We start from the raw sequence: 13,564 nt of genomic DNA on the forward strand, positions 1-13,564 counted from the left end.
CTTCGGGCTTCGGGCTTCGGGCTTCGGGCTTCGGGCTTCGGGCTTCGGGCTTCGGGCTTCGGGCTTCGGGCTTCGGGCTTCGGGCTTCGGGCTTCGGGCTTCGGTAGGAGGGTACGGATCCGCAGCAGGCCGTCGGTGATCTGCCGTTCAGGTCCGTTCGTGTAGCCTTCGGCGCCACCAGGCGCCCAGGTGCCGCTCTGTCGGTTCGAGGTCCGGATCGGGAAGAGTGCGACGGCGCAACCGTCGGTCAAGCCTGCTCACGATGCGGCGTAGTTCAGTTCGCTCGTGTGCCGGCAAACGGTCGATCTCCGACTGCAGGAAGTCACGGGAGTAGACCAGATCACAACACGGACAGTCCGCCCGCGGAAGCAGCAACCGCTTAGCCGGCTTGCGCAGGAACTCCTCATAACGCTCAAGCGCCCGGGCGGTCGACGGAGACCATCGCCTCCTGACGTCTCCAGTGCCGGACCGGGTGGTGTCAAGGTGGCCGCTGAGCTTTGGGGCCTGAGCCCCTGAACGATGCATGGCGCGCACGATGCCTGGCGGCCTACGCGGCATCGTCCCTTCGGATCGAGATCACGTCGCCATCGTGCCATGGGCCTTTCAGCAGCGCAAAGGTGCTCCTGTATGGGCACCGCCAACTGTCGATCGAGCTTGGGCGTCAGGGGAGGCGCAGGCAGGGGTGGCCGTTTGTCCGGGCTGGACTGGTCCTCGTGAGATCCGTACGGGTTGGGGCGGAGAGGTCGCTGGGGTGGCAGATCCCCATCAGACGCCGTGCCTGGACGTCGGTGCGCTTGCCCGCATCCGCGCAGCGCGCCCGTCGTACCGGTCGCAGGCGGGGCCTCGGAAAGGTGTTGGCCGACGTCGCAATGGTGTCGCTTGAGGGTTGCGCGCGGCAAGGTCATCGCTCGGCCGGCGAGGTAGGGCTGACGTTCCTGATCGCCGGTCAAGAGGATGCCCCTAAAGGACGTGCCAGGGGTGATGGTGCTGACTGCGGATCAGGGATGACGTTCCGAACCTACGCCAAGGGACGACCCCAAAGACCCTGCGGTTCAAGGGTGCGTTTCTAGATGCGGGTCAGAGGACGGCCCCAAAGACGCGTCCGGGGCGATGATGCCGAGTGCGGATCAAGGATGACGTTCCGAACCTACGCCAAGGGACGACCCCAGACCCTGCGGATAGGGATGACGCTCCTGGATGCGGGTCAGAGGAGAACCCCGAAGACCCCGCGGATCAGGGATGACGCTCCTGGATGCGGGCCGGGGGGACGGTCTCAAGGACGGGTCCGGGGTGATGGTGCCGGGTGCGGTCAGGGGTGGCGTTCCTGGATGCGGATCAGGTTGCCGGAAGGGTCGCGGACGGCGCAGTCGCGGACGCCGTACGGCTGGTCCATCGGCTCCTGGACGATCTCGGCGCCGCTGGTCTTCAGGCGTTCGAAGGTGGCGTCGAGGTCGTTGGTGGCCAGGTTCACGCCGGCGTAGGTGCCCTTGGCCATCATCTCGGTGATGGTACGGCGTTCGTCGTCGGTGATGCCGTAGCCGTTCGCGACCGGTGGTTGCAGGACGATGGAGGTGTCCGGCTGCCCGGCGGGGCCTACCGTGAGCCAGCGCATCCCCTTGTAGCCGACGTCGTTGCGTACCTCGAAGCCGAGGGCGTCGCGGTAGAAGGTTAGGGAGGCTTCCGGGTCGGTGTGCGGGAGGAAGCTGGAGTGGATGGTGATGTCCATGGAAGTCACGCTAATTGGGGTCAGGTAAGCGCGGTCTCTCGGTTCCTGATGGGTCTGGTCACCTGTTTCGCCACGCACGACGGCATCCCCGCGGTCGCGCTCGCCGCGCGGCGACGGTAGACGCTGGGAGGGACGCCGACCAACTCGGTGAAGCGGGTGCTGAAGCTGCCCAGCGAGGAACAGCCGACCGCGAAGCACACCTCGGTGACGCTCATGTCGCCGCGGCGCAGGAGCGCCATCGCGCGTTCGATGCGGCGGGTCATCAGATAGCCGTACGGGGCCTCGCCGTACGCGCGGCGGAACTCGCGGCTGAGGTGGCCGGCTGACATGTTCACGCCACGGGCCAGGGCTTCGACGTCGAGCGGCTGTGCGTAGTCGCGGTCGATGCGGTCGCGAACGCGGCGCAGCAGGGCGAGGTCACGCAGGTGCTGCGCTTCGGCGGGTCTGCTGGTCACATGCGCCATCGTACGTCGGCCCGAGGTCGGCCGGGACCGTCGGCCGACCAGCTCACAGCGCCCTCCGGCCCATGAACCCTCCCCGACACGAGCCCGACATGCCGGAAAGCGCTGAGGCACCGAAGACAAACGAATGGAAGGCCCGGTTCCCGGCCGCGCAAGGGAAGCCACCCGAGGTCCGGATCGCGAATCACGGGAAGGAGACGGGCCAAGGCCCTCGATTGCAGGGTGCGCCGGACTCCCAGGCGACCGACCACAGCCCACCCAACAGAAGGCAGAGATCCCGCCCCTCATCAGCCGAGGACGGACGTCTCACAATTCACCCGACAAAACGCAGAGTCCGGCGTGCCCGTGACGCCTCGCCGGTGCCGGACGTCAGGACAGGTGAACGCGAATCTGCCTGACGCGCTGAGGGGTCGCCCTGCTAGTGGCCACGATCACCCCGGGTGATCTTCTTGGGGTACGGTCCAGCAACTCGCCCGGCCGAGTGCAGAGGGCTGGGCATGGAAAGAGCCGGGCGCTGGGTGCGCCCGGCTCTTCAGAGGCAGGTGGGGATCAGGAGATCCTGCGCCGGCGGCAGGACCTCCGCGATCACACCTGCTGGCTCAGCGCCTTCCGCAAGCGGTCGTTGGCCCGCTTGACCTCGCGTCGCGCCCGCTGTACGCGGCTTACGCGCAGGATGAGACGCTGCTCCTCCGCTTCCCGGTGGAGAGTTTGTATTCGGTCGTTGACCAAGTCATGAAACAGATACGGCACGGCCAGGCTCCTGGTGGAAGAAGTGCTCATCGGTGTTCTTGTTCTCTCTCGCTCGTAGGGCTGGTGGGTGGTCAGGCAGCGACCGGGTGCTTGCGGGGACGCCCGCGCGGACGCTTGCGGGGAACAACCGTTCCCCTGAGGATCAGTTCGCCGCCCCAGACGCCCCAGGGCTCCTCGCGCTCCAGCGCGCGGGCCAGGCAGGCCTGCTGGATCGGGCAACCGCCGCAGAGAGCCTTGGCGAACTCGACGTCCTCGGGTGACTCTGCGAACCACAGGTCAGGGTCGGTACGACAGGGGATCTTGGCTTCGTCGATCAGGTCCATGATCGTCTTGGCCCCCATCTGCTTCTCCTTTTGATCGAGCTTTTTGATCTTGGTCGGGCACCTCGGAGGTGGTCGGGGATCGCGGAAAAACAAGAAGGCCGCGGATCCTGTGTGCGGATCCGCGGCCTGGGGGCTGCTATGTGCCGGTCAGGTTATGACCGGAGCATCCCTCCAGGGTTGCGGACCGCACAGTCCACCCTTGGTGAGCTGGTTGGTCGGGGCAGCGATACCTGCGCCATAGACAGGAACGCCTTGCGGAGCGGCGACACCCGCGTGAGCCCTCGCACGGACGGCGGGGGCCTGGATACGGGCAGACTTCTCCTGCCGCAGCTTGGCCGGCCCATCGGCGAGCCTCACCGAGTCACGGCGCGCGGAAGAGAGCCACTGCGTGGCCGACATCTGGATGCTCATCACCGGGGCTCACCTCCACTCATCAGATCGTCGGAAACAGGAGTGTCCGACTCGCTTGTCCATGACCCTAAACCGGGAAGCCAGGAAGGGGCAACATATTTTCTACCTGCGATTTTGTGACACAACCACGGTGTCACAACGTGCTGCGAACCGACTACTTCGCCACGCGGATCATCGCCTCCTGGACGACGGAGACCACGAGATCGCCCGACGCGGTGAACATCTCGCCGCGCGCGAGCCCACGGGCGCCCGCCGACCAGGGGGCCTCCTGGGCGTACAGGAGCCAGTCGTCGGCGCGGAACGGGCGGTGGAACCACATCGCGTGGTCCAGGGACGCGCCGATCACGTTCGAAGCCCCCCAGGCCATGCCGTGGGCCAGCAGGATCGTGTCCACGAGCGTGAAGTCCGAGGCGTACGCGGCCAGCACGACGTGCAGCAGCGGGTCGTCGGGCAGCTCGGCGTCGTAGCGGAACCACACGTTGGTCTGGGCGCTGCGCAGCTCGGGGTTCAGGTGCGCCTCCCACGTCAGGGGCGAGACGTAGCGGGCGTCCACGGGGCGCGGGCGCGAGAGCCACTCCCGCAGCTCGGGGTGGTCGCCCAGCACCTCCGACATCCTGTCCTGGAACGTCGGCAGCGTCTCGGGGGCGGGCACGACCGGCGCCACCGACGCCTGGTGCTCCACGCCCTCCTCGAAGATGTGGAACGAGGCCGACATCGTGAAGATCGCCTTGCCGTGCTGGACGGCGACGATCCGGCGGGTGGTGAACGATCGGCCGTCGCGCAGGCGCTCGACGTTGTAGACGATGGGGATGGACGGGTCGCCCGGCCTGATGAAGTAGGCGTGCAGCGAGTGGACGTGCCGGTCCTTGGGGACGGTGCGGCCGGCCGCCACGAGGGCCTGCGCGGCCACCTGGCCGCCGAAGACGCGCTGGATGCGCTCCTCCGGGCTTCTGCCACGGAAGATGTCCAGCTCGATCTGCTCAAGGTCGAGCAGATCGAGCAGCTCCTTCAGCGCCTCGTTCACAGGGCCCCCTCACAGACGAACATTCCATGGACAAGTCTGACGTGCCACGCCTGTTCCCCCAAACCCGCCCTGCCTTGCCGGAATGCCCCCGTCCCACCGTTTCGCCCGGTGGGAAAGGGACTCACGTGCGAGGGGACCGGCCGTACGTGAGGGATCTCACCCGCGGCACAGGCCGAGGACGGCCTCGCCGTAGCGGTCGACCTTGACCCGGCCGATGCCGGCGATCGACAGCAGCTCCTGCTCGGTGGCCGGCGCGCGTTCGGCGATGGCCTGGAGGGTGACGTCGGTGAAGACGACGTACGGCGGGATCTTGGCCTCCTTGGCGGTGGCCGTGCGCCAGACCTTGAGGCGCTCGAGCAGGGCCTCGTCGTAGTCGGCGGGGCAGGTCGCGCAGCGGCCGAGCTTCTGCTCGGCCGCGGCCACCAGCGTCTTGGCGCACACCCGGCAGCTCACCGGAGCCGCGACCGTGCGGCGTTCGGCGGCCGGGGTCGTGATGCGGGGCGGCGTCGAGGCGCGGCCGGTGAGCCCGTCGAGGAAGCGGGAGGGGCGGCGGCTCTTGCGCCCGCCGGGCGCGCGGGCCAGCGCCCAGGAGAGCGACAGGTGCTCGCGGGCGCGGGTGACGCCGACGTAGAGCAGCCGGCGTTCCTCCTCGATCTGCTCGGGGGTCTCGGCGTAGATGATCGGCAGCATGCCGTCGGTGACGCCGACCAGGAAGACCGCGTCCCACTCCAGGCCCTTGGCGGCGTGCAGCGAGGCGAGCGTGACGCCCTCCACCGGCGGCGCGTGCTGCTCGGAGGCGCGGCGTTCCAGCTCGGCGACGTACGCGGGCAGGTCGGCGCCCTCGGCGGCCATGTCCTCGGCCAGGTCGGCCAGCGCCTTCAGCGACTCCCACTTCTCCCTGGCCTTGCCGCCGCCGGGCGGGGAGGGGGTCAGGCCGACCCCGGTCAGGATGTGGTGCACCTCCGAGGCCAGCGGCTCGCCCGCGGCCGACCGCGCGGCGCCACGCAGCAGCACGACCGCCTGCCGCACCTCGGGACGCTCGAAGAATCGTTCGGCGCCGCGCAGCACGTACGGGATCTCGGCCTTGGACAGGGCCTCCTCGTAGGACTCCGACTGGGAGTTGACCCGGAACAGCACGGCGATCTCGCGCGAGGGCACCCCCTTGTCCAGCAGCTTCCTGATGGCCCGCGCGACGCCGGCGGCCTCGGCGGGCTCGTCGTCGTAGTCGGAGAAGACCGGTTTGGGGCCGTCGGGGCGCTGGGCGATGAGTTCGAGGCGGTTGGGGGTCTTGGACTTGGCGATGACCAGGTTGGCCAGGTTCACGACCTGCGGGGTGGAACGGTAGTCGCGGACCAGCCTGATGACGGCGGCCTTCGGGTGCTCGACGGCGAAGTTGGTGAGGTAGCGGGGGCTGGCGCCGGTGAACGAATAGATGGTCTGGTTGGGGTCGCCGACCACGCAGATGTCGTCCCGGCCGCCGAGCCAGGTGTCGAGCAGGAGTTTCTGGAGCGGGTTGACGTCCTGGAACTCGTCCACGACGAAGTAGCGGTACTGCTGGCGGATCTGGGCCGCGACCTCCTGGTGCTCGGTCATCACGGCCGCGGTCAGTTCGAGGATGGTCTCGAAGTCGACCAGGTGGCGTTCGCGGCGGATGCGCTCGTACGACTCGTAGAGCCGGGCCACCTCCTCCGGCGAGCCGGGCGGCGTGCGGTGGTGCTTGGCGGCGGCGGCCACGTAGTCTTCGGGGCCGATCTGGGAGACCTTGGCCCATTCGACCTCGGCCGCGATGTCCCGCAGCTCGGACCGGTCGGGATTTTTCCGGATCTGGCGGCAGGCTTCGACCAGCACCGGCAACTTCGACTCGATGACCGAAGGGGCCTCGCCGCCGATCACCCGCGGCCAGAAGTAGGTGAGCTGACGCAGGGCGGCCGCGTGGAACGTACGGGCCTGGACGCCCGGCGCCCCCAGCGCCCGCAGCCGCTGCCGCAGCTCCCCCGCCGCCCGGGTGGTGAACGTCACCGCGAGCACGCTGGGCGCGTCGACCACCCCGCTGCGCACGGCGTGGGCGATGCGATGGGTGATCGCCCTGGTCTTGCCCGTGCCGGCGCCGGCGAGCACGCACACCGGGCCGCGCACCGCCTCGGCGACCTCCCGCTGTTCCGGGTCGAGGCCGCTGAGGACGTCATCCACGCTGTTCACCCGATCTTCCTCCCCGCAAGTGGCGCCGAAGCACTTTATTCTGGCAACATGCGGCCCGACGTATGTTCATAGTCACCGAGATGCAAAGGAATGGTCTCTTCCCCCACAATGGGGCCGACCATGCTGCATGGGGGGAAAGGAAGGCCGTGCGAACAGCGGTTTTCGCGGGCGCGCTGGTGCTCGCTGCCGTGGCGCTCACACCTGCCGTCGCGTTCGCGGCCGAGCCGCCCATCCCCGTGGTGACCAATCCCACAGACCCCGACGGCCTGGGCGGGCTGGCCACGGAGACCCTTTCCTACGGCCGCCTGCGCAACCAGGACATGGACGTGTGGTGGACGCCCGACGGCCAGAAGCGCCCCGGCGTCTTCCTGATCCACGGCGGCTGGTGGTCCGGCGGCGACAAGAAGTACATGAAGGAGATCACCCGTAGTTACGCCGACCTCGGGTACACGGTCTTCAACCTCAACTACCGCCTCTCCGGCGAGGCCGCCTGGCCGGCGCAGCGCACCGACGCGCTGGCCGCCATCGCCCTGGCGCGCAAACACGCCGACCGCTGGGCCTTCGACGCGAACAAGTACGTCGTCGTCGGCTTCTCGGCGGGCGGGCACATCGCCGCCTCGGTCGGCACGTACGGCAACGGCATCGCCGGGCTGAAGGGCGTGGTCGGGCTGTCGCCGATCATCTCGCCGCTGCGCGCGTACGCCGACGGCGAGAAGACCGCGAACCACGACAAGCGCAAGCTGCGCGAGGCCGCGATCCGGCTGGCCGGCGGCTGCGAGCCCAAGGGCAAGTGCTCGCGCGTGTGGGCGAGCATGGAGGTGGCCTGGCACGCCAGCGCCAGGGACGCCCCGATGCTCACGGTGCACTCCGAGGACGAGTTCGTGCCGCCGTCGCAGAGCCAGCTGCTCAAGCAGATGCTCGGCCAGGTGGGCGTGCCGATGACGATCATGACGGCGCCGGGCACCAACCACAGCGCTCCCCTGTACCGGGAGCCGGGCGTGGCCGAGCGGGTGCAGGCCTGGATCGCCGAGCGCATCGGCTAGAGGGCCCCGGGTAGGGATTAAGCGGGCGCCTCCGCGTTGTTGCACCGAGCGCCTGATTTCCTGACCTTGGAGGGACAACCCGACATGGCGCTCACGGTCTACAGCACCACCTGGTGCGGCCCATGCAAGCGGCTGAAGTCTCAGCTCGCCCGCGAAGGCATCACGTTCAAAGAGGTCGACATCGAGCGCGACCCGGCCGCCGCCGAATTCGTCATGAGCGTCAACAACGGCAACCAGACCGTTCCGACCGTGGTGATCGAGACCGACCACGGCCGGATCGTCCGGACCAACCCCTCCGCTCGCGAGGTCAAGGCCCTGCTCGGCGCGGCCTGATCACCAGTCGCCGACGAGCTCGCCGCCGTACCACGTCTCGATCAGGCGGCGGGCTATCGACACCGGGGGCGGCAGGCGCACCTCGCCCGACCGGAGCGCGGCCACCAGCTCGTCGCGGGTGAACCAGCGCGCCTCGGCGATCTCGTCGGCGTCGGGGATCAGCGCGGTCGTGGTGGCGTCGGCGAAGAAGCCGAGCATGAGGCTGCGCGGGAACGGCCAGGGCTGGCTGCCCAGGTAGCGCGGGTTGACGACGTTGACGCCGACCTCCTCGGCGACCTCGCGGACCACCGCGTACTCCAGGGACTCGCCCGGCTCCACGAAGCCCGCCAGGATCGACAGGCGCCCCTCGGGCCACTGGGGGCCGCGGGCCAGCAGGCAGCGGTCGTCCTCGTCCCTGATCAGCATGATGACCGCCGGGTCGACGCGCGGGAAGTGCTGGCTGGAGTCGTTCGGGCACACCCGGACGTGGCCGCCGGCCTGCACCGCCGTACGGGCGCCGCAGCGCGGGCAGAACTGGTGGGTGGCGTGCCAGGCCTCCAGCGCCACCGCGTGGACCAGCAGGCCCGCGTCGCGGTCGCCGAGCAGCCCGCCCACCTGGCGCAGGCCCGCCGCCACCGGACGGCCCTCGGGTGTGTCGCTCAGGCTCATCGGCATCGTCACCCGGCCGTTGAGGTCGCCGACCGGCGTGCCGGGCAGTGGCCCGGCCACCGCGAAGTAGGCCGTGCCGCCCTCGACGCCGAGCAGGTAACGCTCGCCCGGCGGCGCCTCCGCGGCGGTGTAGAGCACCGCGTGCACCTCGTCGCCGGCCCGCCGCACCAGGGTGTGGCCGTTGTCGATCACCAGCACCCTGGTACCGGGGTCGGCCCACGCCTTCTCCAGCCATCTGTCGTCGGCACGCAGCGCCGACGATCTGTCGATGGTCCCCCGTGCCAGGAGCAGTGGGCCGATGAGTTGCTCTTCCGCGGTCTTTTCCACTGGCCGCCCCTCCCCAAGTCGCTTGTCATCCTATGACCTCGCAGTTAGCCGCCGATTAGGGTGTGCGGGCCCCGGAGCGATCATTCTCAGGCTAAGATCATCGAGTTAGGTTAGCCTTACCTGATTCCTGCGGGGGTGCCTTCGCGTTGCGGCTCTACCTGACCGCGCTCAAGCCGACGGACTCGGTGACGTACGGCTTCCTGCCCGCGGCGCGGGCCCTCGGGTGCGAGGTGACCGTCCTGACCGACCGGCCGGAGCGGCACCCCGGCTCGGTGCGTTGCGACGTACGCGACCCGCGCGCCCTGATCGACGCGGTCGAGCACTTGGGCAGGCCCGACGCGATCTTCTCCAACTCCGACCACCTTCAGGCGGAGACCGCCCTCGCGGCGTCGTACTTCGGACTTCCGGGCAAGGACTGGCGGGCCTGTCTGGCCGCCAAGAACAAGTTCCTGATGCGCCGCGGGCTCGCGGAGACCGGCGTCGAGATGGTGCGGTCCCTGCGGCTCGCGCCCGCCGATCCGGTGCCCGAGCGCCTGCCCCTGCCCGTGGTGCTGAAACCCCGCGAGGGGGTGGCCAGCGAGGACGTCGTGCTGGTCGAGGACGACCTCCCCCGCGCCGTGGCCGCGGCCAGGCGGCGGCGTCCGGGCGAGACGCTGGTCGTGGAGGAGTACCTCGAAGGGCCGCTGCGGACCCTGGAGACCCTCGGGGACGGCGCCGCGACGCGGGTGCTGGGCGGCTTCGCGACCGCGCTGGGCCCGCTGCCGCACTTCGTGGAGGAGCGGCTCGACTGGGCGCCCGCCGCCGACGCCCACGTGCTCGCCGCGCTGCGGGCCCTCGGGGTGGGCTTCGGCGCCTGCCACACCGAGTACGTCCTGACGCCCGCCGGCCCACGGATCGTCGAGGTGAACTACCGGGCGATCGGCGACCACTGCGACTTCCTGCTGGCCGACGTGCTGGGCGTGCCGCTGTTCGAGTGGATCCTGCGCACGCACCTCGGGGAGCCGGCGCCCGAGCCGCCGCGTCCGTCCCGGCACGGCTGTGCGGTCAGCGTGGTCGCCGACCGGCCGGGCGTCGTCAAGGAGGGGCCGCCGGAGGAGGACGTCGAGGACGGCGGCGTACGGCTGTGGCACCGGCCGCTGCGCGCCGTCGGGGACGTCATAGAGCTGACCCACACGAACCGGGACTACCTGGGCGTCATCCGGGCCGTGGGACCAGACCGGGCCCGCGTGGACGCCGCCGTCGAGCGGTACCGGGCGGCCCGGCCGTGGGTGGTCGGGTGAGGTCGCGGGAGGCGTACCTGGCCGCCCGGGTGCTGGACGCGCTGGTCCGCGAGGACTACGGCGGCCTGGCCGCCCGTCTCGACCGGACCAGGGCCGGGGCCGGACTGCTGCTGGCCGACGGGCGGTGGGTCCGGATGGTCCCGGGGTCGCCGTTCCAGGACTTCGTGGTGGCGCCGGACGAGCGGCTGGGGCTGGAGCAGGTGCTGGAGACGCTCGTGGAGGTGTCCGAGCCGGCCGACGCCGAAGGGGTGGCGGCCTTCTTCGACGAGTGCCTGACCGCCCTGTCCGCGCTGGAGCTGCACGACGCGCACGCCGGGGAGGTGCTGCGGCGCCGGCCGTCGTACGAGTCGCTGGCGGCCTTCGCCGACCATCCCGTCTACCCCACCTCGCGGGCCAGGATCGGCGCCTCGGACCGCGACCTGGTGGCGTACGCGCCGGAGTTCGCGCCCTCGTTCGCGTTGCGGTGGGCGGTCGTCCCCCACGCGGGGACGGCGCTTCCCGCGGACGTGCCGCGGCCGGCGGGCGGGGGCGTGCTGTTCCCGGTGCACCCGATGGCCGTCGACGAGGTGCGGAAGATCGACGGGGTCCGGGTGCTGGCCGAGGAGGCGGTCACCGTACGGCCCACCCTGTCCATGCGGACCGTCGAGGTGGGGCCGCGTACGCACCTCAAGCTGCCGTTGCCGGTGAGCACGCTCGGCGTGCGCAACCGGCGCTCGATCAGGGCGGGCACCCTGGAGGACGGCGCGCGGGCCGAGCTGCTGCTGCGCCGGCTCGCCGATCCCGGCGTGCTGCTGGCCGACGAGCAGACCTACGCGCACGCGGGCCACGAGTACCTGGCGTGGATGGTCAGGCGGCTGCCGGAGGGCCGGATCGTCCCGGTCGCGGCGCTGGCGGTGCCCGGCGTGCTGGACGGCCTCGGCCCGGACGTGCTGCCCCGCTACCTGCGCCTGCTGCTGCGCTGGAACGTGCGGCTGTTCGTCCGGTACGGCGTCGCGCTGGAGGCCCACCAGCAGAACCTGGCCCTCGTCCTGCGGGACGGCGACCTGCGGCTGCTGGTCAAGGACAACGACGGCCTGCTGGCCTCGCCGTCGAGGCTGGCGGCGGCCGGGATCGAGGTGCCGGCCTTCGCCGACGGGCGGATGCTCACCGACGACCCGCACGCGCTGGCCGACGTGTTCGTCACGATCACGCTGCACCTGGCCGCCGCGGCGGTGGCGTTCGCCGTGCTGCCGCCGGCGCGGGCGGCGGCCCTGGTGCGCGGCACGCTCGCCGAGGCGCTCGACGAGCACGGCGACCATCCCATGGCCCGGCTGCTGCGTGCCAGGACGCTCGACGCGGCCAGGCTCACCGGCAAGTCCATGGTCACCGCCGGGACGCTCGTGGCCAAGGAACGGTCCGGGGCGCGGGACGTGAACAAGTTCTACGGCATCAGCGGGCCCAACTACCTGAGGAGAGCGTGAATGGACGTCCTGGCCATCGGGGCGCCGGCCGAGGAGGCGACGCTGGCGGCCCTGCTGCGGTGCTGCGTGCGCGAGGTGGCCGGGCCCAGGGGGCTGGTCTGGCCGGCGCCGCCGTACGTGCTGCTGCGGGTGGCGGGGACGCTGCTGCGGGCCCGTACGCACGGCGGGGCCGCGCTGCGCCTCGACGGGCCGCCGGAACGCCTGGAGGGCGGCTCCTGGCAGCCGCTGACGGTCGCCGAGCTGGTCCGGCTGGCCGAGACCGACCTGGCCGGCCGGCCGGACGAACATGCGCGCCAAGGCCGGGGAGCCGGCGCGGCGCACCTCGTCGTCGAACCCAACGGCGAGTTCGCCGGCCAGGTGACCGCCAGCATGGACGCCGTCGCGGCGATCCTGGCGGCCAGGGCGCGGGCCGAGCCGCCCGCCGATCCCTGGCTGGCCTCGGAGCAGGCGCTCGTGTACGGCCACCCGTTCCACCCCACCCCCAAGGCCCGCGACGGCGCGGACTGGCTGCGCTACGCCCCCGAGGCCCACGCCGCCTTCCCCCTGCGGCTGCTCGCGGTACGCGACGACGCGCTGGCCGAGGAGGGCGACCTGACGGCCCTGGACGCGCTGGGCCCGGCGCCCGCCGGACACCGGCTGCTGCCCGCCCATCCATGGCAGCTCGACCTGCTGCGTCCCGCTTTCGGCCCCGAGCTGGTCGATCTCGGGCCGGGCCCGCTCGCGGTGCCGACCTCGTCGGTGCGGACCGTGTACGTCCCGGACGCCGAGGTGTGCCTGAAGTTCTCCCTGGACGTGCGGATCACGAACTGCGTGCGCAAGAACGCCTGGTACGAGCTGGCCGGGGCCGTCGAGCTCACCTCCCGGCTGGCCCCGTTGATCGCCGAGGTCGCGGCGCGGCACCCGGCCGTCCGCTGGCTCCCCGAGCCCGGCTACCGCACGGCACGCGGGCAGCGCGAGGGCCTGGGCGTGATCGTCCGGGCGAGCCCGTGGACGGCCTGCGACCCCGGCGTCACCCCGGTCCTCGCCGCCGCCCTCGCCCTGGACGCCGCCCCGGCCGACCCCCTGGCCTGGTGGACGGCGTACGTGTCGGCGGTCGCGCTGCCGGTCGTGGACCTGTACTTCAGCCACGGCGTCGTCCTGGAGCCCCACCTGCAGAACGTGCTCGTCGGCCTGGACGCCGCCGGCCGGCCGGTCCAGGCGATCTTCCGCGACCTGGAGGGGGTCAAGCTCGTCGCGGGCCGCCACGACCTGGGCGGCCTGCACCCGGCCGTGGCCGGCGCGCTCACCCACGACCCGGCGCGGGGCTGGGCCCGCGTCGTCTACTGCCTGTTCGTCAACCACCTCACCGAGATCGCCGCCACCCTGGCGGGGCCCGACGACGAGCTGCTGCGCGCGTTGTGGCGGGCCGCCCGCGACCTGCTCGCCCGCCAGGCCGCCGAGCTCGGGCAGCCGCTCCCGCTGCGCGACCTGCTGGCCGGGGCGCCGCTGCCCGCCAAGGCGAACCTGCGCGTGCGGTGGGCCAGGGCAGCCGATCGCAGCGCCGGTTACGTCCCGATCGCGAACCCGCTCGCGTGAACCG

Annotated in this window: 12 protein-coding genes; 5 read left to right on the plus strand and 7 right to left on the minus strand. The window is 71.2% G+C overall.

From position 1 onward, the window contains the following. Window positions 1-1,309: 1,309 nt before the first annotated feature. The 6 genes from ABZ459_RS49355 to ABZ459_RS49380 form a co-directional block, all read right to left on the minus strand. Complete coding sequence (locus tag ABZ459_RS49355) at window positions 1,310-1,726, minus strand: VOC family protein (protein WP_357987327.1); 417 nt, start codon at window positions 1,724-1,726, stop codon at window positions 1,310-1,312. Between the two features lie 20 nt (window positions 1,727-1,746). After that, the gene (locus ABZ459_RS49360) at window positions 1,747-2,190 is read right to left on the minus strand and encodes a helix-turn-helix transcriptional regulator (RefSeq protein ID WP_357987330.1); all 444 of its coding nucleotides are present in this window, start codon (window positions 2,188-2,190) and stop codon (window positions 1,747-1,749) included. A gap of 582 nt (window positions 2,191-2,772) precedes the next feature. Then, window positions 2,773-2,967, minus strand: coding sequence for a hypothetical protein (locus tag ABZ459_RS49365; RefSeq protein WP_357987333.1), 195 nt, complete (start codon window positions 2,965-2,967; stop codon window positions 2,773-2,775). 41 nt (window positions 2,968-3,008) lie between these two features. After that, entirely contained in the window at window positions 3,009-3,278 is a 270-nt protein-coding gene (locus tag ABZ459_RS49370; protein ID WP_125636897.1) for a WhiB family transcriptional regulator, read from the minus strand. A 547-nt stretch (window positions 3,279-3,825) separates the two neighbouring features. Beyond that, the gene (locus tag ABZ459_RS49375; protein WP_357987336.1) at window positions 3,826-4,695 is read right to left on the minus strand and encodes an acyl-CoA thioesterase II; all 870 of its coding nucleotides are present in this window, start codon (window positions 4,693-4,695) and stop codon (window positions 3,826-3,828) included. Between the two features lie 156 nt (window positions 4,696-4,851). Continuing rightward, window positions 4,852-6,885: an ATP-dependent DNA helicase UvrD2 gene (locus ABZ459_RS49380; RefSeq protein WP_357987416.1), complete on the minus strand. Its 2,034-nt coding sequence runs from the start codon at window positions 6,883-6,885 to the stop codon at window positions 4,852-4,854. Window positions 6,886-7,040: 155 nt separating this feature from the next. Between ABZ459_RS49380 and ABZ459_RS49385 the strand changes: the two genes are divergently transcribed. Together ABZ459_RS49385 and ABZ459_RS49390 are read left to right on the plus strand one after the other, a co-directional pair. Then, a complete protein-coding gene (locus ABZ459_RS49385) occupies window positions 7,041-7,937 on the plus strand; it encodes an alpha/beta hydrolase (RefSeq protein WP_357987339.1) in 897 nt (298 codons plus the stop codon). An 84-nt stretch (window positions 7,938-8,021) separates the two neighbouring features. Continuing rightward, on the plus strand, window positions 8,022-8,270 hold the full coding sequence (locus ABZ459_RS49390) for a mycoredoxin (RefSeq protein ID WP_357987343.1): 249 nt from the start codon (window positions 8,022-8,024) through the stop codon (window positions 8,268-8,270). Here the strand turns inward: ABZ459_RS49390 and nudC are convergent, their stop codons facing one another. After that, entirely contained in the window at window positions 8,271-9,245 is a 975-nt protein-coding gene (gene nudC / locus ABZ459_RS49395) for an NAD(+) diphosphatase (RefSeq protein WP_357987345.1), read from the minus strand. Window positions 9,246-9,391: 146 nt separating this feature from the next. On the opposite strand from nudC, the gene ABZ459_RS49400 reads away from it, so the two are divergent. Genes ABZ459_RS49400 through ABZ459_RS49410 form a run of 3 tightly spaced genes read left to right on the plus strand, consistent with a single transcriptional unit; the run spans window position 9,392 to window position 13,560 of the window. Further along, window positions 9,392-10,525, plus strand: a complete 1,134-nt coding sequence (locus ABZ459_RS49400; RefSeq protein WP_357987348.1) for a siderophore biosynthesis protein — start codon at window positions 9,392-9,394, stop codon at window positions 10,523-10,525. After that, entirely contained in the window at window positions 10,522-11,985 is a 1,464-nt protein-coding gene (locus ABZ459_RS49405) for an IucA/IucC family protein (RefSeq protein ID WP_357987351.1), read from the plus strand. Before ABZ459_RS49400 ends, ABZ459_RS49405 begins: the two co-directional genes overlap by 4 nt. Beyond that, entirely contained in the window at window positions 11,986-13,560 is a 1,575-nt protein-coding gene (locus ABZ459_RS49410; RefSeq protein ID WP_357987354.1) for an IucA/IucC family protein, read from the plus strand. Window positions 13,561-13,564: the final 4 nt, after the last annotated feature.

Origin of the sequence: Nonomuraea sp. NPDC005692, assembly GCF_040631115.1 — a bacterium.
Taxonomy (GTDB): domain Bacteria; phylum Actinomycetota; class Actinomycetes; order Streptosporangiales; family Streptosporangiaceae; genus Nonomuraea.